This window comes from Natrinema sp. CRL1 (assembly GCF_059162405.1).
The window spans coordinates 397,144-423,039 of record NZ_JBLVOY010000003.1 but is presented as its reverse complement, the minus strand read 5'-3'; the positions used below and the strand labels follow the sequence as shown (position 1 = coordinate 423,039).

General features: G+C 65.0%; 27 protein-coding genes. 13 read left to right on the top strand and 14 right to left on the bottom strand.

Annotated features, from left to right (window positions below; translation table 11 throughout):
- Positions 1-41: 41 nt before the first annotated feature.
- Entirely contained in the window at positions 42-338 is a 297-nt protein-coding gene (locus ACJYUO_RS13005; protein ID WP_494345782.1) for an ArsR/SmtB family transcription factor, read from the bottom strand.
- 137 nt (positions 339-475) lie between these two features.
- Between ACJYUO_RS13005 and ACJYUO_RS13000 the strand changes: the two genes are divergently transcribed.
- The 3 genes from ACJYUO_RS13000 (at position 476) to ACJYUO_RS12990 (ending at position 2,394) form a co-directional block, all read left to right on the top strand.
- The gene (locus ACJYUO_RS13000; RefSeq protein ID WP_494345781.1) at positions 476-778 is read left to right on the top strand and encodes an amphi-Trp domain-containing protein; all 303 of its coding nucleotides are present in this window, start codon (positions 476-478) and stop codon (positions 776-778) included.
- Between the two features lie 467 nt (positions 779-1,245).
- The gene (locus ACJYUO_RS12995; protein ID WP_494345780.1) at positions 1,246-1,500 is read left to right on the top strand and encodes a HalOD1 output domain-containing protein; all 255 of its coding nucleotides are present in this window, start codon (positions 1,246-1,248) and stop codon (positions 1,498-1,500) included.
- A gap of 126 nt (positions 1,501-1,626) precedes the next feature.
- Positions 1,627-2,394 (top strand): MOSC domain-containing protein, encoded by a 768-nt coding sequence (locus ACJYUO_RS12990; RefSeq protein ID WP_494345779.1) that lies wholly within the window; start codon positions 1,627-1,629, stop codon positions 2,392-2,394.
- A gap of 10 nt (positions 2,395-2,404) precedes the next feature.
- Here the strand turns inward: ACJYUO_RS12990 and ACJYUO_RS12985 are convergent, their stop codons facing one another.
- Positions 2,405-2,734 carry a hypothetical protein gene (locus ACJYUO_RS12985; RefSeq protein ID WP_494345778.1) on the bottom strand — a complete coding sequence of 110 codons (330 nt, stop codon included), beginning with the start codon at positions 2,732-2,734 and terminating at the stop codon, positions 2,405-2,407.
- A 172-nt stretch (positions 2,735-2,906) separates the two neighbouring features.
- Here ACJYUO_RS12985 and ACJYUO_RS12980 point away from each other — a divergent pair, with 172 nt between their 5' ends.
- Together ACJYUO_RS12980 and ACJYUO_RS12975 are read left to right on the top strand one after the other, a co-directional pair.
- The gene (locus ACJYUO_RS12980; protein WP_494345777.1) at positions 2,907-3,704 is read left to right on the top strand and encodes a helix-turn-helix transcriptional regulator; all 798 of its coding nucleotides are present in this window, start codon (positions 2,907-2,909) and stop codon (positions 3,702-3,704) included.
- Between the two features lie 324 nt (positions 3,705-4,028).
- Positions 4,029-4,256, top strand: coding sequence for a DUF5795 family protein (locus tag ACJYUO_RS12975; RefSeq protein ID WP_494345776.1), 228 nt, complete (start codon positions 4,029-4,031; stop codon positions 4,254-4,256).
- 61 nt (positions 4,257-4,317) lie between these two features.
- Here the strand turns inward: ACJYUO_RS12975 and ACJYUO_RS12970 are convergent, their stop codons facing one another.
- Together ACJYUO_RS12970 and ACJYUO_RS12965 are read right to left on the bottom strand one after the other, a co-directional pair.
- Complete coding sequence (locus tag ACJYUO_RS12970) at positions 4,318-5,412, bottom strand: sodium:calcium antiporter (RefSeq protein ID WP_494345775.1); 1,095 nt, start codon at positions 5,410-5,412, stop codon at positions 4,318-4,320.
- A gap of 198 nt (positions 5,413-5,610) precedes the next feature.
- Complete coding sequence (locus ACJYUO_RS12965) at positions 5,611-6,483, bottom strand: UbiA family prenyltransferase (protein ID WP_494345774.1); 873 nt, start codon at positions 6,481-6,483, stop codon at positions 5,611-5,613.
- Positions 6,484-6,868: 385 nt separating this feature from the next.
- On the opposite strand from ACJYUO_RS12965, the gene sucC reads away from it, so the two are divergent.
- Positions 6,869-8,017, top strand: a complete 1,149-nt coding sequence (sucC, locus tag ACJYUO_RS12960) for an ADP-forming succinate--CoA ligase subunit beta (protein WP_494345773.1) — start codon at positions 6,869-6,871, stop codon at positions 8,015-8,017.
- A complete protein-coding gene (gene sucD / locus ACJYUO_RS12955) occupies positions 8,017-8,889 on the top strand; it encodes a succinate--CoA ligase subunit alpha (RefSeq protein ID WP_006431659.1) in 873 nt (290 codons plus the stop codon). Before sucC ends, sucD begins: the two co-directional genes overlap by 1 nt.
- A gap of 462 nt (positions 8,890-9,351) precedes the next feature.
- On the opposite strand, the gene ACJYUO_RS12950 is transcribed toward sucD, so the two are convergent.
- Together ACJYUO_RS12950 and ACJYUO_RS12945 are read right to left on the bottom strand one after the other, a co-directional pair.
- On the bottom strand, positions 9,352-10,278 hold the full coding sequence (locus ACJYUO_RS12950; protein WP_494345772.1) for a hypothetical protein: 927 nt from the start codon (positions 10,276-10,278) through the stop codon (positions 9,352-9,354).
- Positions 10,279-10,542: 264 nt separating this feature from the next.
- On the bottom strand, positions 10,543-11,451 hold the full coding sequence (locus ACJYUO_RS12945; RefSeq protein ID WP_494345771.1) for a haloalkane dehalogenase: 909 nt from the start codon (positions 11,449-11,451) through the stop codon (positions 10,543-10,545).
- Between the two features lie 241 nt (positions 11,452-11,692).
- Between ACJYUO_RS12945 and bioB the strand changes: the two genes are divergently transcribed.
- From bioB to bioD, 4 genes are all read left to right on the top strand, one after another.
- Positions 11,693-12,799, top strand: a complete 1,107-nt coding sequence (gene bioB, locus ACJYUO_RS12940; RefSeq protein ID WP_494345770.1) for a biotin synthase BioB — start codon at positions 11,693-11,695, stop codon at positions 12,797-12,799.
- Between the two features lie 37 nt (positions 12,800-12,836).
- Positions 12,837-13,910: a (S)-8-amino-7-oxononanoate synthase BioU gene (gene bioU, locus ACJYUO_RS12935; RefSeq protein ID WP_494345769.1), complete on the top strand. Its 1,074-nt coding sequence runs from the start codon at positions 12,837-12,839 to the stop codon at positions 13,908-13,910.
- 170 nt (positions 13,911-14,080) lie between these two features.
- The gene (locus ACJYUO_RS12930) at positions 14,081-15,304 is read left to right on the top strand and encodes an aminotransferase class I/II-fold pyridoxal phosphate-dependent enzyme (RefSeq protein ID WP_494345768.1); all 1,224 of its coding nucleotides are present in this window, start codon (positions 14,081-14,083) and stop codon (positions 15,302-15,304) included.
- Positions 15,301-16,008 carry a dethiobiotin synthase gene (gene bioD, locus ACJYUO_RS12925; protein ID WP_494345767.1) on the top strand — a complete coding sequence of 236 codons (708 nt, stop codon included), beginning with the start codon at positions 15,301-15,303 and terminating at the stop codon, positions 16,006-16,008. Before ACJYUO_RS12930 ends, bioD begins: the two co-directional genes overlap by 4 nt.
- A gap of 12 nt (positions 16,009-16,020) precedes the next feature.
- Here bioD and ACJYUO_RS12920 read toward each other — a convergent pair whose 3' ends face one another.
- The 7 genes from ACJYUO_RS12920 to ACJYUO_RS12890 form a co-directional block, all read right to left on the bottom strand.
- The gene (locus ACJYUO_RS12920) at positions 16,021-16,221 is read right to left on the bottom strand and encodes a hypothetical protein (RefSeq protein ID WP_494345766.1); all 201 of its coding nucleotides are present in this window, start codon (positions 16,219-16,221) and stop codon (positions 16,021-16,023) included.
- Between the two features lie 321 nt (positions 16,222-16,542).
- Entirely contained in the window at positions 16,543-18,057 is a 1,515-nt protein-coding gene (locus ACJYUO_RS12915; RefSeq protein WP_494345765.1) for a replication factor C large subunit, read from the bottom strand.
- A 42-nt stretch (positions 18,058-18,099) separates the two neighbouring features.
- The gene (locus ACJYUO_RS12910; protein ID WP_494345764.1) at positions 18,100-18,474 is read right to left on the bottom strand and encodes a PIN domain-containing protein; all 375 of its coding nucleotides are present in this window, start codon (positions 18,472-18,474) and stop codon (positions 18,100-18,102) included.
- On the bottom strand, positions 18,475-18,705 hold the full coding sequence (locus tag ACJYUO_RS12905; protein WP_494345763.1) for an AbrB/MazE/SpoVT family DNA-binding domain-containing protein: 231 nt from the start codon (positions 18,703-18,705) through the stop codon (positions 18,475-18,477).
- A 265-nt stretch (positions 18,706-18,970) separates the two neighbouring features.
- Positions 18,971-20,236, bottom strand: a complete 1,266-nt coding sequence (locus tag ACJYUO_RS12900; protein WP_494345762.1) for a PQQ-binding-like beta-propeller repeat protein — start codon at positions 20,234-20,236, stop codon at positions 18,971-18,973.
- A 204-nt stretch (positions 20,237-20,440) separates the two neighbouring features.
- Positions 20,441-21,412, bottom strand: a complete 972-nt coding sequence (locus tag ACJYUO_RS12895) for a hypothetical protein (protein ID WP_494345761.1) — start codon at positions 21,410-21,412, stop codon at positions 20,441-20,443.
- Between the two features lie 187 nt (positions 21,413-21,599).
- A complete protein-coding gene (locus tag ACJYUO_RS12890; protein ID WP_494345760.1) occupies positions 21,600-22,949 on the bottom strand; it encodes a hemolysin family protein in 1,350 nt (449 codons plus the stop codon).
- A 357-nt stretch (positions 22,950-23,306) separates the two neighbouring features.
- On the opposite strand from ACJYUO_RS12890, the gene ACJYUO_RS12885 reads away from it, so the two are divergent.
- A complete protein-coding gene (locus tag ACJYUO_RS12885; protein ID WP_494345759.1) occupies positions 23,307-24,068 on the top strand; it encodes a competence/damage-inducible protein A in 762 nt (253 codons plus the stop codon).
- Between the two features lie 42 nt (positions 24,069-24,110).
- On the opposite strand, the gene ACJYUO_RS12880 is transcribed toward ACJYUO_RS12885, so the two are convergent.
- A complete protein-coding gene (locus ACJYUO_RS12880) occupies positions 24,111-24,749 on the bottom strand; it encodes a metal-dependent hydrolase (RefSeq protein ID WP_494345758.1) in 639 nt (212 codons plus the stop codon).
- A gap of 98 nt (positions 24,750-24,847) precedes the next feature.
- On the opposite strand from ACJYUO_RS12880, the gene ACJYUO_RS12875 reads away from it, so the two are divergent.
- Positions 24,848-25,558: a helix-turn-helix domain-containing protein gene (locus tag ACJYUO_RS12875; RefSeq protein WP_494345757.1), complete on the top strand. Its 711-nt coding sequence runs from the start codon at positions 24,848-24,850 to the stop codon at positions 25,556-25,558.
- The last annotated feature ends 338 nt before the right edge of the window (positions 25,559-25,896 follow it).

The following is a 25,896-nucleotide window of genomic DNA, read 5'->3' as shown; positions in this document are numbered from 1 at the left end:
GAGCGATCAGAACGCAGTTTGCCGTCGGTGGATGGCTCCGTTCAGTCGCTCGCGAGCCGATCTGTCTCGTCGACATCATCGGCCTGGAGAACGAAGGTCCGTTCGGGCGGCGGGGTGATCCGTAACTCGACGCTGCGGACGAGTTCGTAGTATTTCTTGTTCCCGCGCCGGTAGTGTACGACCAGTCCCGCCTCTTCTAGCGTCGAGAGGTGGTGGACGGCCGTCTTGCCGTCCATCCCGGTCGCCTCTGCGAGCTCCGAGACGTACATCGGCTCCCGCGAGAGTTCCCTGAGGATGGCGAGGCGCGTCCCGTTGCCCAACGCGTCGAGCAGGTCCATACCGCTAGATATCGGGCGCTGCACACAAGAAGGGTTTCGGCGATCAGTCTAGATTCGCGGCTCGAGCCCGGCCTCAAGGTCGACGTATCGAACGGCGTGAACGAGGCTTTATTTCCGTTGGCATGTCACTCTGTCCCATGAGCGATCGCGTCGACTTTCCGGACGAGCGGACCAGCGACCGGCGGACGATCACGAGCGGCTTTTTCGAACAGGAGGTGTATCTCTCCCGCGAGGAGACGGCGGCGTTCCTCCACGATCTCGCCGACCAGCTCGAGGCCGGCACCTCGTTTACGATCTCCGCGTCGGAGTGGGAGATCCCCTTCGACTACAGCGATCCCGTCGAAGTCGAGGTCGAGTTCTCCGAGCAACGGGACCGCGAACTCGAGATCGAACTCGAGTTCACGGAGCCGAGCGGGGGTGACGACCTCTCGGTTCGGTAGTCCGTCTGGTGACCACGACATCTTGTCGTCCTCGATCGGTGAAAATCGGCCGTAAAGCACCCTACCAGTATTTGGATGGCGAGTTCGTGAGTGACCGATCCATTTCTCGGGAACCGATCTTGCGCTGTACGGATTTCCGGCGGGCCGATCCGTCGAGTATCCACGACTCCCGAGACCGTGACTGAGACGGGAGTCGGCGGCGTTCGGTCGGGGTCCGCTCGCCGATCGGTACCGAGAGTATCGCCGCGACGGACGTGTCGGCGGGGTTCCCGCCGGGGACGAGTACCGGTGACGAACGCGACCCGACGACCGGTCGTTCGTCGCCGATCTCGTCGGCTGGTTCGTTTCCCGTCTCGATGGACGACCTTGGCCATTTTCGTCTTTCAGCCCCTGGTTTCCGTTGGCAATTATTATCGGCCACAGATCCTTCGAAAGCTATTAATACAGCGGTGTGGCGGTAGATAGCAATGGATCAATCCCTCGCGGTCGATGCCGACGGGGTACACGAACGGATCGTCACCGGAGTCGCGGCACTCGAGGGGGTCGATCCGCTCTCGCTCCCGCCGCTGTTCGACGCAGTTGATCCCGACGCACTCGCGGCTCTCTTCGCGACCACGGAGTCGGGCGGCCCCCGATCCGGCCACGTCGGCTTTACCTACGTCGACCATCAGGTGACGATCGAGTTCGACGAGACCGATACGCCCGTCGTGACGATCGATTGACGGCCCGGCTGGCCGACCGGCCCGCCGGCCGTCGATCGGGAGAGGCTGCCAGTGGGGCGTTTAGCCGGGGCGGCCCGATTTCGTTCGAACGAAGACTAATGCTGGCTCGGCTGATACGTGTCGCCGATGGCAGAACTCGAGCGGCTTCGCACGTATCCGGTGAAGGGACTCGACGGGATCGACATCGAGGCGGCTCCAGTGCTCGAGGGCGGGACGATCGCCCACGACAGGGAATTCGCCCTGTTCGACGCCGACGGCGACGTTCTCAACGGCAAACGGACCGACCGAGTACACGTTCTCGATACCGATTTCGATCCGGAGCGGGCCGTCCTCACGGTCGACCCGCCGGCGGGAGAGACGCGCCGGTTCGATCTCGACGCCGACCGCGAGACCGCCGCGGCGTGGTTCAGCGAGTTCTTCGACGCAGACCTCTCGCTCGAGCGAGACGCTTCGCTGGGCTTCGTCGATCGGCGCGAAATGGGGCCCTCGGTAGTCAGCACGGCGACCCTCGAGACTGTCGCGTCGTGGTTCGACGGGATGACCGTCGAAAGTGCGCGGCGGCGGATCCGGGCGAACGTCGAGGTGTCCGGCGTCGCGCCCTTCTGGGAGGACCGGTTCGTCGGCGAGGACGCGCCGGCGTTCGAGATCGGCGGCGTTCGACTCGAGGGGATCACGCCCTGTGGCCGCTGTGTCGTGCCCCAACGCGATCCCGACACTGGCGAACCGATCGAGGAGTTCCGGAACCGATTCATCCGGAAGCGGGAGGAAACGTTCCCCGAGTGGGCCGACGCGGCCGCGTTCGATCACTACTACTCGCTGATGATCATTACGCGCGTCGCCGAAAGCGACCGCGGGAACACGCTTCGCGTCGGTGATCCGGTCGAAGTCGTCTAACGGCTCCGTCTCAGTGGTCGATTCCGGGCCGTTGGAACGTCGTCTCGGCCGACTCGTTCCCGCGGGTTGGTCCGTTCAACGCGTCCTCGAGTTCCGGTGCGGCGAGCACCTCGTTTCGCTCGGGTTCGTCCGGTCGACGGAAGTAGTAGGTGTCCGCACAGCCGGCAACCAGTTCGGAAAGCGGTCGATCCTCGTCGTGGACGACCGAGACGAGGTCACCCGTCACCGCGACCAACGCGGCGTCGTCGGGTTTGTAGAGCGCGTCTCGGAGTTCGCTGACGGTACTGTCGGCCGGTAGCTCGAGGGTAACGCCGTCGACGGTCGTCCATCGCGTCTCCATGTCCCGCTCTTTGGCCGTATTGCTCTATACGGTTGTGCCCGCAGACACAGGCCGGCCGCCGGCCCTCGGTCTGAATCGGGGTCGTTCGCGGCCCTCGTCCCGACGCCGTCCCGGCGATTACCGCCCGCGGGGCCAGTGCGATAAAGTAGGTTCGCTTGATTAACCAGACGTGATGACCGATCGAAAGGGGGACGCGATCGAAACGCTCGAGTACGTGGCGCGCTCGTCGAGTCGGGTGCAGATCCTCGAGACGCTGTCCGCGGAGGGTGCCGTTTCCAGAGACGCGTTGCGGGCCGAGGTCGACGTCGTGCGAACGACGCTGCAACGCAACCTCACAGGGCTGATCGAACGGGGGCTGATCCGCGAGCGCGATCGGCGCTACGAACTCACGTCGGCCGGCTCGCTCGCGACGGCCGGGCTTTCGACGGCGATCGAGCGGATCGACGGGGCGGAGCGCTTGCGACCGGTGCTCGAGCGGATTCCGGCGACGGAACTCGACTTCGATCTCGAGTGGCTGGTCGACGCAACGGTCGTCGAAGCCACCGCGGCGAATCCCTACGGCCCGGTCGAGTACCACGCTGCGAGCCTTGCGGACGCGACGCGGGCCCGAGTGTTGCTGCCGGCGACTGGGGCCGAGCCAATCGAACGGACAAAGGAGGCCGTCGAAGCGGGCGCGGTCTTCGAACTGATCGTCACGGAATCGGTCGCCGAGACGCTGCGGACGGAGCCGTCGATCGCGGACTCGTTCGCGACGGTCGCCGCATCCGACTCCGTTTCCGTCTCCGTCGTCGAGCGCGGGATTCCGTTCTATCTGGGCGTCGTCGACGATGCCGTCCAGATCGGTGTCGACGACGAGAACGGCCTTCCGACGGCACTCCTCGAGTCGACCGATTCGCGGGTTCGAAAGTGGGCGATCGATCGGTTCGACTCCCTCGCGGCACAGGCCACGGCGATCGATTTCGAGGAGTAGTCGTCTGGGTCGGACCACCGTCGGGCGGGTGGGAACTCGAGCCGACGCGTGCACGCCGTGCACATGCTGTGCGGGATACACTGATACGGGCTCGCACCGGAGAGTACCGATGCGGTAGGTGGTAATTCGCGCGGCACTGACGGTCAACGGATGGGGGGAGCATTCGTCGACGGGCCGCGACGCCGATCGCACGACACCGACGCCGGTTCCGGCCCGCCCCGGGACCGCTTTTCGACCTCGAATGGCGCGCCCTCGAGATGCCTCTCCGTTCCGCGGGCGCTCGATTCAGGAAACGCTTAGGATGTCGCGTCCGGAACGCAGCATGTGAGCGAGAATCGAGTCGTTCAGGGGCGAATGGTCACAGCGGAAAAACTCGCGGAACTGGTCGAAGGCGACTCCGTGATGGAAGTCGATTCGATCGTCGAGGCCGACACGGAGTGTCCGGACTGTGGCGGAAACGTACTGAAAGTAGTGTACATGCCGTCGGTTACCGAACTCGTGACCGGCTGGAAGTGCCAAGACTGCGACTGGAGCGAGGACGACCGGGACTGAGCCCGTCTTTGGGTTGGGAGGCCGGCCGACTTCGGAGAGCGATCGGTAGAGCCGCAGCTTCTTAGAGTGTGATAGCGACCAGGCCGAGGATCGCACTCGCATAGAGGGCGACGACGACGATCGAGTCGAGTCCGAGTCGTGCGAACACGTAGCGAGGCCGAAAGATGAGTCCCGTGACATAGACCGCCGTGAGTAGGCCGCCGAGGCCGGCGAGATAGACGTTACCGGCGGAGAGATTCGGCAGGACCGCTCGCCCCGTAACAATCGACGCGAGCACGAACAGCACCGGAAGAAACGTGTTCCCGCCGAAAACGTCGCTGACGGCGAGCTGGTAATCGCCGAGCCGCACTGCTGTCACTCCGGTCGAAATCTCCGGCAGCGCCGTCACCGCGGCGAGTGCCGTCGCCCCGAAGACCGCGCCGTCCACCCCGAGACTCGCCGCGAGCATCGAACTGCTTCGCTCGAGTGCGAGCCCGCCTACAAGGGCCACCGCCGCTGCGAGACAGAACAGGGCGAGCGTGTGGCTCCGAACGTATCCCGCCGCTCGCGTCAGTTTCTTCCGTCGCGTGACGCCTCGCGGTTCCCGTTGTCCCTCCGGCGGCGTCCCCTGTTCGTGCCACGGCAGATCCGTGCGCGCCTCCGAAACGAGCCAGACGCCGCCCGCCCACAGCAGCGCGATCAACACGCCGGGCGGCGTCACCCGAGCGACCACGAGCGTCCGCGGCAGCTGGCTGCCCATGATGACGACGAACAGAATGGCGATCACGAGGACCCCCTCGAGGACGAGAACGAGCGACGCGGCACGGTAGGTCAGCGTTTCCGAGGGTCCGACGACGCCGTCCAGATAGACGAGGACGACGAGTTGTATCGCGACGCCGCCGAGAATGTTGCCGATCGCGAGCGGGAGGGTCCCGTTGAGCGCCGCACTCGTCGTAATGACGATCTCCGGCAGGTTCGTCACGATCGCGAGCAAGACGAGTCCGCCGAGTTCTTCGCCGAGCCCCCACCGAACGACGAGGATGTCGGTGGTATCCGAGAGGCTGACGCCGGCCAGATACACCGCTACCGCCGCGACGACGAAGACGACCGTCGGAACGAGTACCGTCACTGTCGGTTCACCGTACTCGAGATTCGCGTCTCGCTCATCGATCAGCACACCGAAACCTCGGACGATTCGTCGCGCCCGTGTGCCGCCCGCAGGCACCGGTCGACCCGTCGCATCCGACGGTCCATTCGGGGAGGAGACCGAATAGCGTTGGCCCTGTCACCAATGGTAGATCGACGAACGCCCGCGGTCGCCGATCACAGCGCAAGCGATTGGCTCGCGGGTTCGACCACAACCGGCTGGGAGCAGTCACCACACCAGCCACTCGAGGGCCACCACGACGGCGGCGAGGAAGACGTGTTCGCCGTCGACGACGAACCCGTAGTACAGCGGACCGCGATCGGGGGTCGCGAAGGGGATGTACGCACAGACGTAGGCGTTCATCGCGAGCACGACGAGGAACGTGTCGGGGAGCACGCCGGTACTGACGAGGACGATGACCGCGGCGGCGACGGCGACGGTCGAACACAGCGCGAGGAGCCGAGTCGACTGCGGGCCGAACAGGTTCGGAACCGTCGGGATACCCTCCGCGCGGTCGCCCTCGATGTCCTTGACGTCGAAGATCGCCGCGGCGATGGTGATCATGGTCGTGACGTAGGCGAACAGAAACAGGATCTCGAGGGCGTACAACTGACCGTAGTAGTAGCCGACGCCGAGCGGGATCGCGCCCCACGCGAGGCCGACGACGAGGTTTTTCACGAGGAAGATCCGTTTGACGCCGCCGACGGAGTAGAGGACGACGACGGCGAGCGGGAGGAGCATGTACGCCGCGCCGGGCAGGCCGAGCGCGACGGCGACCCCGATCGCGGCCACGTAGAGACCGATCCCGAGTGCGAGCCAGAGTCGGCCATAGCGCTTCGTAAACGCCGCGCGCCGCGGGACGTTTTGCTCGTCCTCCTCGAGGTCGGTAAAGCGATTGACCGTGTAGACGAACATCGTGGCCGCGAAGACGATAAACAGCGGCAGGGCCTCGAGTGGAAGCGCCGCGAGCAGGACGGTCGTGACGACGACGCTGACCGTGGCCAACGAGATGAAGAGGTTACTGTGAACGAGAAATCGGAGGGCGGCTTTCACCGATGACACCCAACCCGAGGATCGGTGCGTTGCGGTGGGGTTCGTCACAGCGGGTGCGCCTCGTGGCAGTAGTAGGGAGAGGCGACGTTTGAATGCTGTGTCGGAGTGCCAATCGCCTCGGACTCGAGTCGGAGCGGTCGACGGTCAGGAAGTGAAAAAGCGGTGACGGGCTCGAGCAAAACGCGGTCTGCAATCTGGGCATCCGGATTTTATCGCACTGGAAAATCAACTACTCTCCGTGGCGATTTGGCGGCGAGTTCGGACGTGCGGGTAGGTCACACCCACCTTCGATTGAAAACCCACAGAAAGACGGCGGCCTGGAAAACGAGACGCCGGTGACGAAGCCGGTCGAGTCGATACACGTCGATGGATATCACGTGACGAGCGGAAACTGGCAGGATTTAAGCAAGGGCGGAACGCCCGTTCGAATGGCATGAAATTACACGAGTATCAGGCGAAGAGCGTCTTCGCCGATGCCGGGATTCCGACGCCGGCTTCGGAGCTCGCCTCCGACGTCGACGGCGTCGTCACCGCGGCCGAGGAGATCGGGTATCCAGTAGCGGTGAAAGCGCAGGTACAGGTCGGCGGCCGGGGGAAGGCCGGCGGAATTAAACTCGTCGAGGACGAAGACGAGGCACGCGAGGCAGCGGAGTCCATTCTCGGGATGGATCTGAAGGGGTATCACGTCGACCGCGTGCTCGTCGAGGAAGCGGTCGACTTCGTCAACGAACTCTACGTCGGGATCACGATGGACCGCGGCGAAGGCAAACCCGTCGCGATGGTCTCGACCAAGGGCGGCGTCAACATCGAGGAAGTCGCCGAGGAAGACCCCGACGCGATCGCCCGCGAACACATCGATCCCGCCTTCGGGATGCACCCATACCAAGCGCGGAAGGCCGTCTACGACGCCGGCGTCGATCAGTCGATCGCGCGCGACGTCTCGAGCGTGCTCACCACGCTCTACGATCTCTGGGACGAGAAAGACGGCGCTGACGCCGAGATCAACCCGCTGATGGTCACGGCCGACGACGAGGTCATCGCGGCCGACGCCGTGATGAACATCGACGAGGACGCGTTGTTCCGCCAGCCCGAACTCGCCGAGATGGAAGAGGAGGCAGCCGGCGGCGACGAACTCGAGCAGAAGGCCGACGAGTACGGCTTCGACTACGTCCGTCTCGACGGCAACGTCGGCATCATCGGCAACGGTGCCGGCCTCGTGATGACGACGCTGGACCTGGTCGACCACTACGGCGGCCAGCCCGCGAACTTCCTCGACGTCGGTGGCGGCGCGAAGGCCGCCCGCATCGCGAACGCGCTCGATATGGTGTTCTCGGACGATAACGTCGATTCGGTCGTCTTCAACATCTTCGGCGGGATCACACGCGGCGACGAGGTCGCCCGCGGGATCAACGAGGCACTCGAGCAGTTCGACGAGATCCCCAAGCCGGTCGTCGTCCGACTGGCCGGCACCAACTGGGAGGAAGGCATGGAAATTCTCAACGAGGACCTCGTGACGGTCGAACAGACCCTCGAGGACGCGGTCCAGCGTGCGGTCGAGTACGCTGGGGAGGTGAACGAATAATGAGCGTACTAGTCGACGACGACACGCGCGTCGTGGTACAGGGCATCACCGGCGGGGAAGGAAAGTTCCACGCCGAACAGATGATGGAGTACGGCACGAACGTCGTCGCCGGTGCGGTCCCCGGCAAGGGCGGGCAGGAAGTCAGCGGTGTGCCGGTCTACGATACGGTCCACGAGGCCGTCGACGAGGAGAACGCCGACACCTCGGTCATCTTCGTCCCGCCGGCGTTTGCCGGCGACGCGGTCTTCGAATCGCTCGACTCCGATCTCGACCTCGCGGTCGCGATCACGGAGGGCATTCCGACCCAGGACATGGCGCGGGTCAACAAGCGCCTCTCCGAGACGGACACGCGACTCATCGGCCCGAACTGTCCCGGCCTCATCACGCCCGGCGAGGCCAAGCTCGGCATCCTGCCGGGGAACATCTTCTCCGAGGGGAACGTCGGTCTGGTCTCCCGCTCCGGGACGCTGACCTACCAGGTCGTCGATAGCCTGACTAATCGTGGCATCGGGCAGACCACCGCCATCGGTATCGGCGGCGACCCGATCATCGGCACCGACTTCGTCGACGCCCTCGAACTGTTCGAGGACGACCCCGACACCGACGCCATCGTCATGTGCGGCGAGATCGGCGGCGAGGACGAGGAGGAAGCGGCCGCGTTCATCGACGACTACGTCGACACGCCGGTCGCCGGCTTCATCGCCGGCCGCACCGCCCCCCCGGGCAAGCGGATGGGCCACGCCGGCGCGATCGTCTCCGGCTCCGGAACCGGCACCGCCGAGAGCAAGATCTCGGCGCTCAACGACGCCGGCGTTCCCGTCGGCGACACCCCCGAAGAAGTCGCCAACCACATCGAAGAGTTCCTCTCGTAACGCTTCGATCCCGCGATAGCCTCGGCCCGTGATCGCGTTCGCGGGCCGTGTTGCGCTATTTTACACTCGATTCGATCGACACGTCTCCTCCTCGAGCAACTGCGCTCTCGCCCCGCTGTCCGACTCGCAGTGTCCGTCGTATTCGCGCAGTAAAACCACAGACGCGGGGCAATCGTCCGTCTGCCGGGCTGGCTCGAGTGTGCGAACTGCGGGGACGAACACTGCAGTCCGGAGAGCCGCCGATCCGGAAACGGGCGGCACGCAGTGTCCCGAGTGCGGCGCAAAATCGTACGTGGTTCGACGGGAGAGACTCGCGTGGCACCCCGGACCGTGACCGCTCTGGAGGGCAATCGAAACGTGAGAATAGATCTGGGGACACTCGGGCTAAGCGGCGCGAATCGACGGGCATCCGCAACGCGCGATCACGGCTGGCCCGTCGACGGGGACGGTCGACCGAGCGGGTCAGAACAAGCCGCCGAGCGACGACCGAAGCCGACCGAGCGGCCCCGACGACTCGTCATCGTCAGCCGTCGCGTCCGCATCGTCGTCGGCCGCGTCCTCGGCTCGATCGGGGTCGGCCTCCGTCTCGAGAGGCGCGTCGTCGGCCGCGGTATCGGCTTCTAGATCGTCGCGTTCGCCGTCCACTGCCGTCTCCGTACTCGAGTCGGGGTCCGTCTCCGGGGCAGTATCCGCATCGTCTATCGCGGTCGCATCTTTCCTAGCCTCTTCCGTCGTGTCGGCTGGGTCGGCCTCGAGACCGTCCCCGGACTCGCTCTCGACACCGGACTCGCGTTCGGACGGCTTGGCAACGGGTTCGGCATCGCTCGAGGTCGTCTCGTCGTCGGTAGCGCTGGTTGCGTCGGTAGCAGCCACCTCGTTAGCGTCGGCGTCGTTCTCGGCGGCCGACGGGTCCTCGTCGGCTGACTCTGTACCGTCCGCCGTCGCAGCCGGGTCGCCGGTCTCGTCGTCCTGCGAACCGTCGGACGCGTCCGGATCGATCCAGAGGAACTCCTGGTCTTTCGTGCGCCCGGTGAGGAGCAGATCCGTCAGTTCGTCGTCGTCGGCCAGCAACTCGTCGTCGACGTGCGTCTCCGGCTCGGGATCCGGCTCGTCCGCACTTGCGATGATGTCGTCGGGACTCTCGTCCGCGAGCACGTCGTCGGCACCCCCTTCGTCGGCCGCGTCCGCGCGGAGTTGATCGAAAACATCGGCGGCCGTCCTGTCCTCGACGCCGTCGCTCCCGTCGTCGGCTCGGTCCCCGTCCGTCGGTTCGGACCGGCGATCGTCCCCCGAATCGACGCCGGTCTCGACGTCCCCGAACAGGTTGTCGACGCTCGAGCCCACCTCGAGTGCCCCGTCGCCCGGATTGTCTGTTGTACTATCTGTCATGAAGGCCCTTCTATGCTAGTGGATTATCACGCGACTTTAATTTTTGGAATTTTCTCAGTCACGATAGATGAGAGAAGTAACGTATTAGTGTACTGGCCGTTAGACGGAGTCGACGATATCGGAAGTTGACAACCGACTAGTGAACGGGGCTATCGGGTGACGAGACGAACAATCACGGGTTGCGATAGGATAGAGTCCGTTACGGCCGACCGACAGCAGACAGGAGGTGGGAAAATCGCGTCGCCGGCGACGATCTCGGGTCTCTTAGCGGGTCGATGGCGTTCGATCGACGAAGTCGACGATGTGCTCGGCGATTTCCTCGCCGGCGTCTTCCTGGAGGAAGTGGGCGGCCTCGTCGATCCAGATGTCGGGCTGCTCGCTCGCGGTCGGGATGTGGTGTCGGAGCGGGTCGCGGTCGTGAGACGTGATCGGGTCGTCCCGCCCGAACAGGACGAACGCCGGTTTCTCCCACTCGCCGAGGCGCGCTTGGGTTTCAGCCATCAGCTCCGCTCCGGGATCGTCGGGGGATGTGGGAACGAGACCGGGAAACGTCCGCGCAGCGGCCATGTATCGCTCGTCCGGGAACGGGGCGCGATAGGCGTCGACCACCGCCTCGGAAAGATCTCGGTAGCAGCCGTTTCGGACGAGTCTACCGATGTCGAGGTTGTCGGCGGAAGCCACCATTTCGGCGAATTCGTGCCATCGGTCGCTCATCTCCTGGGTTCCGTCCGGGACGCCGGTGTTCATCGGGACGAGGCGCGCGAACCGGTCGGGTTCGTGGGTCGCAAGCGCCAGTCCGAGGACGCCGCCCCAGTCCTGGCAGACGAGCGTGATGTTCGTCAGGTCGAGTTCCGTGACGAAGGTCTGCAGCGCGTCGTAGTGCATCTCGACCGTGTACTCCTCACGGTCCTCGTACCGATCGGAGCGGCCGCAGCCGATCAGATCGGGAACGACGACGCGACCGCGTTCGGCCAGGATAGGTATCATCTTCCGATAGAGGAACGACCAGGTGGGTTCGCCATGGAGACAGAGGAACGTCTCCTCGCCCTCGTCGACGCTCTCATCGGCGGTTTCGACGTAGGCCATGCGTAGCCCGCCCACGTCGACGTACCGTGGCTCGTAGTCGAAATCGGGAACCGCCGTGAACCGTTCCTCAGAAATACTGACAACCATACGCCACGATACCACATACCACTATTCAAAGATTCGGGAACTGAGATGAATTCGTCTTTCGTTTCTGGACGGGACGCTCGAGACGCAGAGACACTGCCGACTCCTGTACTCACGTCGGGACGCTATTTCGGCCTTGTCGAACAGTCTCGCCCCCATCTGCGAGTACTGATTGGCCTCGAGCACCGGTCGACTGAGAGAACCATCCAAAAACATTATATTCTCGTTAACCACTTCTAGAATCGTGGTTTACGAGACTGGCAACGAGACGGTCGACGACGCGCTCGAGCGGGTGCTGGCCGGCGAGGTGCTCGATCGAACGGACGGGCTCGCGCTGATGGCCCAGCCGGTCGACGCCCTCACCGAGGCCGGCGCGGCCGTGCGTGATCGCTTCGGCGACGGCACGGTCGACGCCTGCTCGATCGTCAACGCGAAGGCGGGCAACTGCGCCGAGGACTGTGGCTTCTGTGCGCAGTCGGTCCACTTCGACACCGGTATCGATACCTACGATTTCCTCGGTCCCGAGAAGATCCTCGAGGCCGCAAAACGGGCTGAACGTGACGGTGCTCAGCGCTTCGGCATCGTCGTCGCCGAGAAGGGCGTCTCGAAAGAGCGCCGACCCGAGGAGTGGGAGGAGGTCCTCGAGTCGATCCGACTCGTCCGCGACGAGTGCGACCTCGAGGTCGACGCCTCCCTCGGGATACTCACGGAAGAAGAGGCCGCGATCCTCGCCGACGAGGGGATTAACCACTACAATCACAACATCGAGACCTCGCCGAACTACTTCCCAGAGATCGTCGACTCACACAGTTTCGAGGACCGGGTCGAAACGCTCGAGGTGGCCAAGGCGGCCGGGATGGACCTCTGTGCCGGCGTCATCCTCGGCATGGGTGAGACGCCGACCGATCGGGTCGAGGCCGCAATCGCCCTGCAGGACATCGGGATCTCCTCGCTTCCGGTCAACGTCCTCAACCCGGTCGCGGGGACGCCGCTGGCCGAGCAGGGGGTCGACATCAGCACCGAGGAGATCGTCAAGACGGTCGCGGTCTACAAACTGCTCCACCCCGACTCGCGGGTCCGCCTGACTGGCGGCCGCGAGGTCAACCTCGCACCCGACGAGCAGCACCTGCCGCTCGAGGCCGGGGCTGACGGGCTCCTCACCGGCGACTATCTGACGACCGAGGGCCAATCGCCCGGCGAGGACATCGAAATCATCGAACGCGCCGGACTCGAGCCCAACCGGGAGACCAACGAGTTCGACCCCGAGGCGGTCAAGGCCCGCCACAGCGGATCGGCGGAGACCTCGACCGACGGGACGGCGAGTACGGGCACGGAACCGAGCGACGACTGACGACGCGAGACGCGAAGTCAACAATACATCGACAGAGATGAACGAAATCACGTTTGCGGTACTCGGAACCGGCGGTATCGGCCGACGAGCACTCGAAGTGAGCCAGCACAAGGACGCGCTCGAACCCGTCGCGGCGTGCGATCGCCACGGCGTCGCGTTCGACGGCGACGGCCTCGACGTGGACGAACTGCTGGCGGCGACGGAAGGCAATATCGACAGCGAGCCACGAGACGACGAGGTGGCGACAGATGGCGGATCGGGAGCGACGGCCGCTGAAAGTGGGGTCAAACAACACGGTGAGCAGCGGGGTGTCGTCGCCTCGAGCCAGGCCCGTCCGAGCGAAGACCCCATTCGGGAGGTCATCGACCGCGGCGACGGAATCGACGCCGTCCTACTGGCTCTGCCGAACTACGAGCACGACTTCATCCCGCGGACCGCCGACCGCTTCGTCGAGGGCGACTATTCGGGCGTACTGGTCGACGTGCTCAAGCGCTCGCGCGTGATCGGCATGCTCGACGACCGCAGCGAGGACTTCGAAGAGGCCGGCATCACCTTCATCTGCGGCGCGGGCGCGACCCCCGGGCTGCTGACGGGCGCGGCCGCGCTGGCCGCCCAGTCGTTCGTCGAAGTCACCGCCGTCGACATCCACTGGGGCGTCGGGCTCAAGTCGGGCTACGAGGACAACCGCGGGACCGTCCGCGAGGACATCGCACACCTCCCCGAATACGACATCGAGACTGCGCGTGACCTCTCCGAAGCGGAGATCGAGGCGATCATCGACGACCACGACGGCGTCATCGAGTTCGAGGACATGGAACACGCAGACGACGTCCTGCTCGAGCGGGCGGGCGTCTGCGACGCCGCGGACGTCACGGTCGGCGGAGTTCTCGACGTTCGCAACGACGAGAAGCCGACGACGACTACGGTTCGCGTGACTGGGCGAACGTTCGATGGCGAGACGGCGACGAACACGTTCGAACTCGGCGACGAGACGAGCATGGAAGCGAACGTCAACGGGCCCGCATTGGGTTATCTCAAGACCGGTGTCCGGCGGAACCGCGCCGGCGAGTACGGCGTCTCCGGCCCGGCGGATCTACTGCCCGGCTTCTGAGTTTCGGCCCGGAACGGGCTCGCTGACGTTCGATCGCACATGATACCGATACTGCAGAATTCACGGCGTATCAACCGTCTCGAGCCGGCCGCGCCGGCCGCTCCGAGTCGAACCGACCGGTCGATGAGAACCGTGAGAGTCAAACCGTGGCGTTGAGTTCCCTTACCCGAATGGCCGACCGCGGGTTCGACCTCGAGGACCGACTCGACACCCTCGAGGAACACGACTTGAAACGCGCCCTCTCGCCAGTCGACCGAGTTGCCGAGCGGGGCTACTTCGCCGAGCCCTCGGGCGGCGAGTTACCCGTCCTCGAGTCGGCGGAGGCGCTCGTCTTTGCCTCGAACAACTATCTGGGACTAACGGACGATCAGCGCATCCAAGATGCGGCCCGACAGGCTGCCGCGACCGTCGGGACCGGGGCCGGAGCGAGCCGCCTCGTTACCGGCGACACGATGGTCCATCAGGACCTCGAGCGACTGCTCGCCGAGGTCAAAGGGACCGAGCGCGCGCTGACCTTTTCGTCGGGCTACGCCGCGAACGTCGGGACGATCACCGCCCTCGAGCCGGACGTCGTCTTCTCCGACGAGTTGAATCACGCGAGCATCGTCGACGGCTGCCGGCTCGCGGACGCCGACACCGTCGTCTACGACCACTGCGACGCCGCGAGCCTGCGGTCGGCCCTCGAGGAACGGGCCGACGCGGCCGCGCGGGAGGGCCGAGACCCGACCGACGAGTCGTGGCTGATCGTCACCGACTCAGTGTTCAGCATGGACGGCACCGTCGCGCCGCTCGAGGCCATCTGTGACGCCGCCGAGGCCGTTGGCGCGTGGGTGATGGTCGACGAGGCTCACGCGACGGGGCTCTACGCGGACGGCGGCGGCGTCGTCCAGGCCGAGGGGCTCGAGGACAGGATCCAGATCCAAATGGGCACACTCTCGAAGGCGCTGGCGAGTCAGGGCGGCTACGTTGCCGGCAGCGCGGACCTGATCGAGTGCATGGTAAACGACGCGCGCTCCTTTGTCTTCTCGACCGGCCTCGCCCCGCCGGCCGCCGCGGCCGCGAGCGAAGCCTTACACGTCGCCCGACACGGCGACGCGCGCGAGCGACTCTGGGAGAACGTCGCTCACCTCCGCGACGGCCTCGAGACCATGGGATTCGATATCTGGGGTGACTCCCAGATCCTCCCGCTGGTCGTCGGCGATCGGGAAGATGCGATGGCCCTCGCCGACGGCATTCGGGAGCGCGACGTCGTCGCGCCGGCGATCCGGCCCCCGACGGTCCCCGAGGGAACGAGCCGGCTCCGCGTCGTTCCGATAGCAACCCACGACGAGAACGACATCATCGACTGCCTCGAGGCGTTTCGCGCGGCGGGCGAGGAGGTCGGGCTCCTGTGACCGCGACCCGACCGATCGCCGTCGTCGGCACCGGGACCGGCGTCGGCAAGACGGTCGTGACGGCCGGACTCACGCGACTGCTCCGCGAGGCCGGCCGCGACGCGCGGGCGATCAAACCGGCCCAGACTGGCCATCCGCCCGATGACGATGCCGGGTTCGTCGCCGCGGCCTGTGACGATCCCGCGGCTGCGACCTGCCCGCGCTATCTCGAGCCGGCGCTCGCACCTCGCGTCGCCGCCGAGGTCGCGGGCGAGGATCTCTCCTACGAGACGATTCGCGCGGCCTGCGAGCGCGAGATCGAGGCGACGCCGGTCCCGATCGTCGAAGGAATCGGCGGCCTCCGGGTACCACTGGCCGGCGACCGCGAGGTGATCGATCTCATCGCCGACCTCGAGGCCGCAGCGGTCGTCGTCACACGCTCGGGACTCGGCACGCTCAATCACACCACGCTCTCGGTCGACGCGCTCGAGGCCCGCGAGATCGATATTTGCGGGATCATCCTCAACGAGTACGCCGGCGAGACGGTAGCCGAACGGACCAACCCCGACGAACTCGAGCGGATGACCGGCCATCTCGTCGAGACGGTCCCGCCGGTGGACGACGATATGCCTGCCGGAGAACCCGACCCGCGTCGCCTCGCTGCCGGCGTCGGCGATGCACTCGCTCCAAAATTTCTGGCGTCGCTTCCAGTAGCCGGTCGCTAAGGTACGTCGCGGTCAGTCGGCGGACGGTGCCGGGAGCTCGTCGTCGACTGTCGTCCGTTCGCGTTCGGACGACAGATCGGCCCCCGCCGCGTCGAGTTCGACCAGTCGGGCGACGACCTCGGATTTCCGGTGTTCGACCTCGAGGTGGACGCGAAGGTCGTTCCGGTCGTCGTACGACTCGGTACAGAGCGGGCAGCTACGGGAGTCTGTCATTCGGTCGGTCACCACGAGATGGCACACCGTTCATCGACGTAATAGTGTCGTCAGTCGATGAATTGATATGTTCGATGGGAAAGAACCTCGGTTCGCAATTCCCGTCACGTCCCCGGTCCATTCAACCGGCGGCGTCGGCGAACGGCGACCTCGGGGGGTCAGAAGAAGTCGTCTAACCCCGACTGATCCTCGTCCGGGTCCTCGACTGCGGACGCGTCGTCCGACCGCTCGCCGTCGCTTCCTTCTTCGGCCTCCGTCCCTGCGAGCGCCCGTGGGGAACTCGAGTCGTCGGCGGCGTCGGCGAACGGCGACCTCGGGGGGTCAGAAGAAGTCGTCTAACCCCGACTGATCCTCGTCCGGGTCCTCGACTGCGGACGCGTCGTCCGACCGCTCGCCGTCGCTTCCTTCTTCGGCCTCCGTCCCTGCGAGCGCCCGTGGGGAACTCGAGTCGTCGGCGGCGTCGTCGTCAGCGTTCGCATCGGACCCCGACTCGGCGGCGTCCGCATCACTCTCGCTCGAGCCTTCGGCCTCGAAGAAAGCGTTGCCCGAGTGTTCGACTGCTTGCTCGGCTTTGCGTTCTGCGGCGTCCTCGACGATCGACTGGACCTTGTTAGTGTCTTTGCCGCTGCCGGTGACGAAAGAGAGTTCCGACTCGTCGAGGTCGTATGCCGCGGCCATCCGGACGGTCAGGTCGCGGTTCTTGCAGTGGTGGGTCATCGCCGAGAGGAACGGCATGAGTTCGCGGCGGGCCGTCGCGACGCTTGTCCCCTCCCGTTCGGCGATACGCTCGGCGATCGAATCGCGGGTGTTCCGAGTCCCCTTGGTCCGGCCGAGTTTCGACCAATAGCTTGGCGGGCCATACCGTGTCCAGCCGCCCTTATCGCCGCGTCTCGAGGCGGCGACGCCGGCGGTCATGTTGTCCGTCGCGTACCGCCAGTAGGAGTAGTCCTGGGTCGCCCGCACCCGACCCAGCCAGCGGTCGGCGTTCGCGAGGAACCCGTAGGCGTCGGCCAGTTCCGCCCCCTGGTAGTCTTTCGGGACGTTGTCCTCGATCCAGTTGAGCAGGTCGTCCGGCGTCTCGTCGACATCGTAGGAGGCCCGCAGCGCCCCTTCGGCGTCTTTCTCCTTGATGAGTTCGTCGAGGAAGTCGAAGATCCCTTCCGTCGTATCACGTTGACCGGTCACCACGTCGTCGACGGTCAAGCGTTCGGTCTCCTCGGCGACGGCCTGCAAGTCGTTGACCGCCGAACGCAAGTCGCCGCTCGTCGATTCGGCGATTTTCTCGAGTGCGTCCTCCTCGAACTCGACACCCTCGCGGCGGCAGATGTCTCGCAGCACGGGAACGATTGACCGCTTCGAGACGTCGCGGAACTCGATCGTCTCGCAGGAATTGCGCAGCGACTTGCTCATGTCGTAGAACTCGTTTGCCACGAGGACGATCGGCTGGTTCGCGTCCTTGACGACGCGGGTGACCTCCCGCGAGCCGCCGTAGTCGGCGTTGCCGTGGAAGTTGTCCGCCTCGTCCAAGATGACGAGCCGACGGCCCGCCTCGCCGCCGGTGAGCGTGCCGCTCTTTGCGGCCTCGCCGGCGACCTTCTCGATGACGTCGGCCCCGCGGCTGTCGCTGGCGTTCAGTTCCATGACGGGCCAGCCCATGTCGTTCGCCAGCGCGTGGGCGGCGGAGGTCTTCCCGATTCCGGGACTGCCGTGGACGATCACCGACTGCCGGTGGTCGTCCCAGCTCTCGGCCCACTCCTCGAGTTTGTCGCGGGCCTTGTTGTTTCCGCGCACCTCCGACAGCGTCGTCGGGCGGTACTTCTCCGTCCAGTCGGTCATTGGAGACAGGTTGGTGCGAGTCGCGTTTAGTGGTTGCGGACGCTACTCTTCGGTGACCGTCTTCAAGTCGAGACGAGGCGTAACCTCCTCGTATGTGTCATCGCTCGAGACGATAGTCTCCCCGTTGGATTCGACGAGGTGAAGCGCGTCGAACGGTGTGAACCCGTGGTCTTCCACGTACGTCGCCGCCGTAACGACCGTCTCCGCGTCACCACGTACCTCGACGAGGTTGGCTGCGTTCGAAACGACTCGTTCGGTATCACGGTCCTCGCGGTAGGCAACTAAAAGGAGTTCGATGAGCGTGAATTGCGACGTCCACAACTCGTCCCGTCGGTCTCGGTATACCGCTTCGGCGGCGTCTCCGAGCCAGTCTTCATTCTTGATGAGCGCGAGCAGAAAGTCAGTTTCCGCATACATTTACTGTCCGGCCTCGTCGAGCGCTGCTTCGCGTGCTTCTTCACGAAGTTCGTCGGCCGACTTCTCGACATCCGCAAACTCGTCTCTGAGTGCCTCGAGCGGGTCGTCAGCGAGCGGAACCAATTTGACTCCGTCTGGAAGCTGAACAACGTGATATCGGTCCCCGTATCGCTCTCGGACCTCCTTCGGGAGCGTGAGACGACCGCGGTCGTCCAGCGCTACGTCTGACATATCTTGGCGTACGGTGGGCGAAAATAAAAATGTTCCCCGATATACAGAGATACCCATTCTATCTCCACTGGTCGGAATTCATCTCCGCATCGACGAGCGAACGACGAGACATATTCGATGTTCTCAGTACATCGAATCTACATCGTATTTTCCGGACTTCTCGGTCCAGTCAGTCATTGGCTACTGTAGGTGTGAGTCGCGTTTAGTGGTTGCGGAGCTCGGATCCGCTCGGTCCGGTTCCGGGACGATTCGCTCTCCGAGTCGCTCACTCGAGGGCAAGCGAGCAGATGCCGTCACGCGTTCCCGCGATCACGTCGCCGTCCACGGCAAACTGCTTGATCTGGGCATCGACCGAGGCGGCCCCCGTTACGTCGCCGGTCGGATCGAGCCGAGAGAATCGCGTGTCGTCGATCCGTGCGATCACACTGTGTGTGTCTGTATCGCCGTTGTCGGCGATCTGAAGCGACTCGACCGATGCCGAGTCGGTGATCGATTCGTGCCACAGTTCGTCGCCGTCGGCTATCCCGTACGCCCGTATCCGATCACCCGCGACGTATATCCGGTCGTGGGGAACCGAGACCGTTGCCCGGTCGACTCCCTCGATCGTCCACTGTCGGTCGCCGGTTTCGACATCGAGCCCGACGAGTTTGTCGCCGGCGTCGACGACGACCCGTTTGGTATCGACGGCCCTGATCGACCGGTACGATTCCGAATCGGCGTGCCAGTGTTCCTCCCCGTCAGCGATTGCGGCGATACCCTTCCGGGTCGAGACGTACGCGATCCCGTCGCCGATCGTCGCATCGCGGATTCGATCGTCACCATCGCCGTACGTCCAGCGGACGCTCCCGTCGTCCGGATCCAGTGAGAGGAGTCGTCCAGTCGTCACGTAGACGTTGTCCGTCACAGCGGCGACCGTTACCTTCCGTGACGACGTCGCCGGTTCGGAGACCCGCTCGCTCCAGCGCGTCGTCCCGTCGTCCGTCGCGAACGCGTAAACGACGCCGTCGTCACCGCCGACGTAGACGGTATCGTCCGCCACTCGCGGGCGGGAGTAGACGCTGCCGGTCTCCCGTGACCACCGCAACTCGCCGTCGTGTTCGATTGCAATCGTCTTGCCGATACCGTTGCCGATCACATCGTCGCCGTAGCCGGCGTAGACGGCGTCGGTCACGGTCGGTTCCGTATACATTGAGTACATACCGCTAGAGCCGTGCGTCCACAGGTGATCGCCGGTTTCGCGGTCGAGGGCGAAGATACCGCCACCCAACCGCTCGGACTCCTCGAGCAGGCTGTTTTCGGTACCGAACACGGTTCCGTTCGCGACGATATCGACCCGGCCGCCGACATCGTGGTACCACTCGTATTCGCGATCGCTCTCGCCCTCGCCGCCGTCGGTATCGCTCGAGTCGCTGTTCTGTTTCGCGACAGGCGTCTCGCTACTGTTCGTGGCGAGTCGCTTCTCGCTGTCGAAACAGCCGGCGAGTGCAGCGATGCCCGTGCCAGCGGCAGCAAGTAGCGTTCGTCGATTCATACCAATAATTTTGGACATGATATAATGTATTTTTTCATGTGTGTATATTGACCCTACCGAATGAAAGGAAGAATGCGAGCAACTTGTTCGGCTGCCCAGCGGAGACGGGCGCGTCTCCGTCAACTCGGCGAGGTGGACCGCGCCGAAGGTCTTCGCATATCGCTGTGATCCGCGAGGGGAATGCCGGTCGCGCGTTTCGGGATTTCAGTTCGTGCCGTAGACGAGAACGGTGTGCTCGGCCGCGTCATCGTCCGATTCGATGCGGATGGGAAACTCCTGATCGGCGTCGACCATCGTGGTTCGATACCCCATCGTGAGTCCCGTCTGCTCGCCGGCCTCGAGGCTTACCGAGTGCTGTTCGACCTGCTCTGCGCTGTGGCCGACGATCAGCGCGAGGTTCTGCGTGCCGGCGGCTCCGCCGGTGTTTGCGACCGTCGCGCTCACCTCGAGGAAGTCGCCGGCGTCGACCGGGGTATTGGTCTCGAGGCTCGTCACCGAAAACGTCGCGCTTCCCTCGCCGGCCCCGTCGCCGGTCTCGTCCGGTTCAAGCTCGCGCAGACACTGCTGGGCATTCGGGTTTCCGTGTGTGGTGCTACCGGTCCGATACTCCATCTCCTCGGTCGCGAGTCCCGAAATGACGGTGCCATCACTGCCGTAGCCCGGGATCTCGACGGTGATTTCGCCGTCGCCCTCGCGTACGGTGGAGTCGCTGCCGATTTCGAACACCACCGTTCCAGAGAACGGCGCGTCGACATCCTCGCCGAAGACGAACCCGTCTTCGAGCATGGTGTTGCCGTACAACCCGTCGTCGTAGAACCCCGTGCTCGCGAAGGCGACGTCGCCGGCTTCGAAAGTTCCCGTGATCTCTGCGCGGGTACAGGACGGAAACGAGACGGTCGGCTCCGAGCCCCCGCTTTCCTCGTCGGATTCGGTGTCGTCGTCTTCCGCGGTGTCGTCGGACGCTCCATCGGACCCGTCGGTATTCGAATCGCCGTCCGATGTGGTCTCATCGCTGGTCGAGGAGTTCGCGTCACTGAACGACTCGTTCGTGGTCTCGCCCGTTTCGTTCCCGGAGTCCGGCTCGGCCTCGGCGGCCGAACCGTCAGACTCCGCGTTGAGACAGCCCGCGAGTCCGAGTCCAGCACTCGAGACGCCGATAAAGGTCCGTCGTTGCATAGCCGGAGGAAGCACAGCTCACCGCATAAAGATGTCGCAGATATGTTATATCTGATTACAGTCATGGTCCCGTGAGAGACCGTCCACAGTAGCGGACCGTCGGCTCGAGAGCGAATGACCCACGAGATGATATCCCACGGAGAATTGGTCGGCCCCGACGCGACTCACATCGCGCTTGTGCGGCGGCTCAGTCGGTCGACTCCTCGGCCTCCGGGGCGACCTCGCTTACGGTCACGCTCGAGATACGCGTCCCCTCCACGTCCTCGACGGCCACCTCGTAGCCGTTGACTTCGATCGAGTCACCGGTTTCGGGGGCGCGACCGAGGCGGCTCAACACGAGGCCGCCGATAGTGTCGAACGCGTCGCTCTCGAACTCCGTTCCGAGGAGTTCGTTGACCTCCTCGAGCGAGACGCCGCCGTCCATGGTATAGCTTCCGTCGGAGAGTTCGTCGACCGAGGGCTCCATCTCGGCGACGTCGAACTCGTCTTGGATCTCGCCGACGACTTCCTCGATGACGTCCTCGATGGTCAGGATCCCCTCGAAGGCTCCCCACTCGTCGATGACGACGGCCAACTGGACGTTCCGGCGGCGGAACTCCGCGAGGATCTCGTCGATCCGGCGGGTCTCGGGGACGATGAGTGCCTCTCGAACGAGGTCGCGTGCGGTCGGTTCGGCGTCCGCGCCCTCCCTGTCCGCGGCCTCGATGGCTTGCAGCACGTCTTTGGCGTGGACGAAGCCGATGACGGGTTCGTCGGCCTCCTCGTCGACGACGGGGAACCGGGTGTAGTTTCCGCCCGCGGCGACGCCTCTGAGTTCGGAGAGGGGCATTCCGGCGCGGACGGTCACGACATCCGGACGTGGGATCATCACTTCTCGAGCGATCGTATCGCTCAGATCGAAGACCGCTTCGATCATCTCGACTTCGTCCGTATCGACGGCTCCCTGATCGCCCGATCGCGAGACGATCCGCATGATCTCTTCGGGGCTGTGGCTCTCGTCGCGCTCGGAGGCCGGCGCGACGCCGATGAGTCCCGTAAAGAAGTTCGCCGTTCCGTTGAACACGATGATGCCGGGAACGAACACGTAGTAGAAGAACTTCATCGGCCGGGCGACCAGCAGCGAGATCCGTTCGGCGTCCGCGATGGCGAGGGTCTTCGGCGCGAGTTCTCCGAAGACGACGTGGAGGAAGGTGATGACGCTGAACCCGATCGCGATCGCGACCAGATGAACCGAGCCCGCGGGGAGCACCGAACCCAGGACGGGCTCGATGAGCGAGGCGATGGCGGGTTCACCGACCCACCCCAGCCCAAGCGAGGCGATCGTGATGCCCAGTTGCGTCGTCGCGAGATAGTCGTCCAAGTTGTCCTCTATCTCTTGGATGAGTTCCGCCGACGACCGCCCCTCCTCGACGAGCGTCTCGATTTGCGTCGACCGAATCCGAACCAACGCGAACTCCGCCGCCACGAAAAAGCCGTTCAGGAGGACCAGAAAGAGGGCGAAGCCGAGCCGCCCCAACGAGAAGGCGATGTCTACCATCGCTGCCACCCTGCCGATCGTATCCGAGCCGGCACTGCCACCATCGCGCCGACGCCGTCCTGTGACCGACTAGCCGACCAACGCATCGGCGCGCCCGCTCGGATTCCGAGCGGGCGCGCACGACACGAGAGACGAGATGTGCCGACACATCCGCCACCAGTGAAAATGACCATACCGTCACTTGGCACACGACTTACAAAACCGTGGCGCTGGCGATCGGCAAATGTCGGCCTCGACCGGCGTCCTCGCATAGTCCCGGCGATCACTCGAGCGCTAGCCGAGAGCGAGGCGAGCGTCGCGGCGCGACGACCGATCGCGTTCCAGAGCCGATAACTGCCCGGGAATCCAAGGCCGAGTATGAACGTCGCGATCGTCACCGTCGGCGACGAGATCCTCGCGGGATCGACGACCAACACCAACGCGTCGTGGCTGGCCGAGCGGATCACCGAGCGCGGCGGCACGGTCGGACGGATTCTGACGATTCCCGACGACCGCACACTCATCGCCGACTACGTCGCCCGCTGGCGCGACGAGTTCGACGCCGTGATCGTCACCGGCGGCATCGGTGGCACACCCGACGACGTAACCGTCGAAGCCGTCGCAGATGGCCTCGAGCGCGACCACGTCGTCCACGGCGAGATCCGGGAGCGGCTGGTCGAGAAGGCGGCCGCGTTCCGCGACGAGAACCCGGAGATGGTCGAGGAGTACGACCTCCGGCTCGACATCGACGCAGCGGCCTCGATCCCCGAGGGAGCGACGCCGATCGTCACCGACGAGGGATGGGCCCCCGGCTGCATCGTCGAAAACGTCTACGTCTTCGCCGGCATCCCCGACGAGATGCAGGCGATGTTCGAGGCGGTCGCCGACGAGTTTCAGGGGGCATCGACCGCGCAAACGCTGTACACGCCGGCACCCGAGGGATCACTCCACGAGGTCCTCGAGGGTGTCACCGAGCGCTTCGATGTCGCCGTCGGGAGCTACCCCCGAAGCGAGAATCGGCCGGGCCGAATCCGCGTCTCGAGTACCGATCCCGAGACGGTCGAGGCCGCGATCGCGTGGCTCCGCGAGCGCGTCAAGACGACGGCCCCGCCGTCCACGAGCGACGAGTCGGCCGAGTAGGTCGTCCGCTCGTCCGCGGCGACGCTGCTCTCCTCGTCAGTTCTATCGGCGTTCCTCGACGATGCGGACGACGACCGCAGTGAATCCGGCAAGCGTGAGGACGAACCGTTCGCCGGTCGCCGCAATGGGGAAGATCCGCTCGACGGCCGTCGCCGGCTCGTCGCGGGTGGGGTCGAACCCTGTTCTGTAGTGGGTGTTTTCGGTTGTTCCGCGGGCCGTCGACTCGGCGAGGGCTCCGGCGTCGAGTTCGACGAAGGTCTGGACGAGCCCGCGCTGATCGGTCACGAGCAACGAGCCGGACAGGTCGTAAAACCGGTCGTGGAGCGGCCAGAAGAGATTGACGCCGTTAAAGAAGGCGTCGAACAGGATGTGGGCGAACAGCACCGCCGCCACGCCCGTCCACGCGACGCGGCGGCCGTAGGGTCCCCACCGTTCGTCGACGACCGACCGCTCGCGGAGCACGCCGTCCCACAGCAGGACGGCGGCGGGAACGAGGACGATCCAGACGTTGTGCAACGCCGCGCGGTGGGTGCCGGGAACGACGATGCCGATCAGCGTATCCAGATCGAGGAGGGCAGCACAGCCCATGACGACCAGAATCGCCCGGGTATCGAACTCGTCGCCGAGCAACGCGACTCCGAGCAGCCCTGCGAACGCGACGTGGACGACGGTCGATGGCATATCCCGGCGACTCGAACCGCGGGGGCTTGACTGTTGGGGCGCTCGAGCGATCGATCCGTCTCCGGTAGCTACTTGGCCCGACCGGGCGACCCTCGGGTATGAGCGGACGCGGACCGAAACGGGAACTCGCGGAGAAGATCGCCGGGGAGATCACGCTGAGCGACGACCCCGGTGCCACGCTGCGGAAGTGGCGCACCGACTTCGACATCTCACAGACCGATCTCGCGGCCGAACTCGAGGTTTCGTCGTCGGTGATTTCGGACTACGAGAGCGGCCGCCGGGAGAGCCCGGGGATCGGCGTCGTCGGCCGCCTCGTCGAGGGACTGCTCTCGATCGACGAGCGCCGCGGCGGCGAGCGCATCCGACAGTACGGCCGCGTCCTGTCGGCGGGCTTCGACAGCGACGTCGTCTACGACCTGCGGGAGTACGCCACCTCGCTGCCCCTCGAGCGACTCCACGACGATCTCGAGGCGACCGAAGTGGCCGCGGGGGGCACCGATCAGGTCAGCGGCCACACGGTCATCGACAGCATCGAAGCGATCACGCGCCTCTCGACGGAGGAGTTCTTTCGACTCTACGGCCAGAGTACGAACCGCGTGCTCGTGTTCACAAACGTCACCCGCGGCGAGGGCGTCGGCATCGCCCTCCGAATGGTCAACCCGACGCCGAACGCCGTGATCCTTCACGGCCTCGAGGTGGAGAACCTCTGGGATCACGCGGGGGAACTCGCACGCATCGACGGCTACTCGCTCGCGGTCACGTCGGCACCGCTCGACGACGTTCTCGAGCACCTCGTCACCCTCGAGTAGCGCCGTCGGGCGGATCGGCGCTGGGCGGCGAGCGACGCCGCGTCGATCGGCAGTATCGTACGATCGTTCGGTTCGTGTTTCTCGTTTCGACGAAACGGATTTTCGATCCGGTATTGATGGGAACGTATCCCACATCGATCGGAAACCCCTGGGTTTATTTCGTTGTCGTCGCATTTCACTCGTAAGCGAGTATCCGGCTTCTGGATACCGTCTCACGTCTCTCTTGTTTCGGGTCCCTCGAGCAATGCGTCGTTTGGCGGGCCGACGATCGGACTCGGGTGAGAGACGAGACGCACTCCGGCGCTGGCCGCACGATCCCCGACCCGGGCGACTCGCGG

What these genes read in the sequence shown, in the direction of transcription:
- ACJYUO_RS13005 (WP_494345782.1), bottom strand. Translation starts at nt 338, where the DNA reads ATGGACCTGCTCGACGCGTTGGGCAACGGGACGCGCCTCGCCATCCTC.
- ACJYUO_RS13000 (WP_494345781.1), top strand. Translation starts at nt 476, where the DNA reads ATGAGCGATCGCGTCGACTTTCCGGACGAGCGGACCAGCGACCGGCGG.
- ACJYUO_RS12995 (WP_494345780.1), top strand. Translation starts at nt 1,246, where the DNA reads ATGGATCAATCCCTCGCGGTCGATGCCGACGGGGTACACGAACGGATC.
- ACJYUO_RS12990 (WP_494345779.1), top strand. Translation starts at nt 1,627, where the DNA reads ATGGCAGAACTCGAGCGGCTTCGCACGTATCCGGTGAAGGGACTCGAC.
- ACJYUO_RS12985 (WP_494345778.1), bottom strand. Translation starts at nt 2,734, where the DNA reads ATGGAGACGCGATGGACGACCGTCGACGGCGTTACCCTCGAGCTACCG.
- ACJYUO_RS12980 (WP_494345777.1), top strand. Translation starts at nt 2,907, where the DNA reads ATGACCGATCGAAAGGGGGACGCGATCGAAACGCTCGAGTACGTGGCG.
- sucC (WP_494345773.1), top strand. Translation starts at nt 6,869, where the DNA reads ATGAAATTACACGAGTATCAGGCGAAGAGCGTCTTCGCCGATGCCGGG.
- sucD (WP_006431659.1), top strand. Translation starts at nt 8,017, where the DNA reads ATGAGCGTACTAGTCGACGACGACACGCGCGTCGTGGTACAGGGCATC.
- ACJYUO_RS12950 (WP_494345772.1), bottom strand. Translation starts at nt 10,278, where the DNA reads ATGACAGATAGTACAACAGACAATCCGGGCGACGGGGCACTCGAGGTG.
- ACJYUO_RS12945 (WP_494345771.1), bottom strand. Translation starts at nt 11,451, where the DNA reads ATGGTTGTCAGTATTTCTGAGGAACGGTTCACGGCGGTTCCCGATTTC.
- bioU (WP_494345769.1), top strand. Translation starts at nt 12,837, where the DNA reads ATGAACGAAATCACGTTTGCGGTACTCGGAACCGGCGGTATCGGCCGA.
- ACJYUO_RS12930 (WP_494345768.1), top strand. Translation starts at nt 14,081, where the DNA reads ATGGCCGACCGCGGGTTCGACCTCGAGGACCGACTCGACACCCTCGAG.
- ACJYUO_RS12920 (WP_494345766.1), bottom strand. Translation starts at nt 16,221, where the DNA reads ATGACAGACTCCCGTAGCTGCCCGCTCTGTACCGAGTCGTACGACGAC.
- ACJYUO_RS12915 (WP_494345765.1), bottom strand. Translation starts at nt 18,057, where the DNA reads ATGACCGACTGGACGGAGAAGTACCGCCCGACGACGCTGTCGGAGGTG.
- ACJYUO_RS12910 (WP_494345764.1), bottom strand. Translation starts at nt 18,474, where the DNA reads ATGTATGCGGAAACTGACTTTCTGCTCGCGCTCATCAAGAATGAAGAC.
- ACJYUO_RS12905 (WP_494345763.1), bottom strand. Translation starts at nt 18,705, where the DNA reads ATGTCAGACGTAGCGCTGGACGACCGCGGTCGTCTCACGCTCCCGAAG.
- ACJYUO_RS12900 (WP_494345762.1), bottom strand. Translation starts at nt 20,236, where the DNA reads ATGAATCGACGAACGCTACTTGCTGCCGCTGGCACGGGCATCGCTGCA.
- ACJYUO_RS12895 (WP_494345761.1), bottom strand. Translation starts at nt 21,412, where the DNA reads ATGCAACGACGGACCTTTATCGGCGTCTCGAGTGCTGGACTCGGACTC.
- ACJYUO_RS12890 (WP_494345760.1), bottom strand. Translation starts at nt 22,949, where the DNA reads ATGGTAGACATCGCCTTCTCGTTGGGGCGGCTCGGCTTCGCCCTCTTT.
- ACJYUO_RS12885 (WP_494345759.1), top strand. Translation starts at nt 23,307, where the DNA reads ATGAACGTCGCGATCGTCACCGTCGGCGACGAGATCCTCGCGGGATCG.
- ACJYUO_RS12880 (WP_494345758.1), bottom strand. Translation starts at nt 24,749, where the DNA reads ATGCCATCGACCGTCGTCCACGTCGCGTTCGCAGGGCTGCTCGGAGTC.
- ACJYUO_RS12875 (WP_494345757.1), top strand. Translation starts at nt 24,848, where the DNA reads ATGAGCGGACGCGGACCGAAACGGGAACTCGCGGAGAAGATCGCCGGG.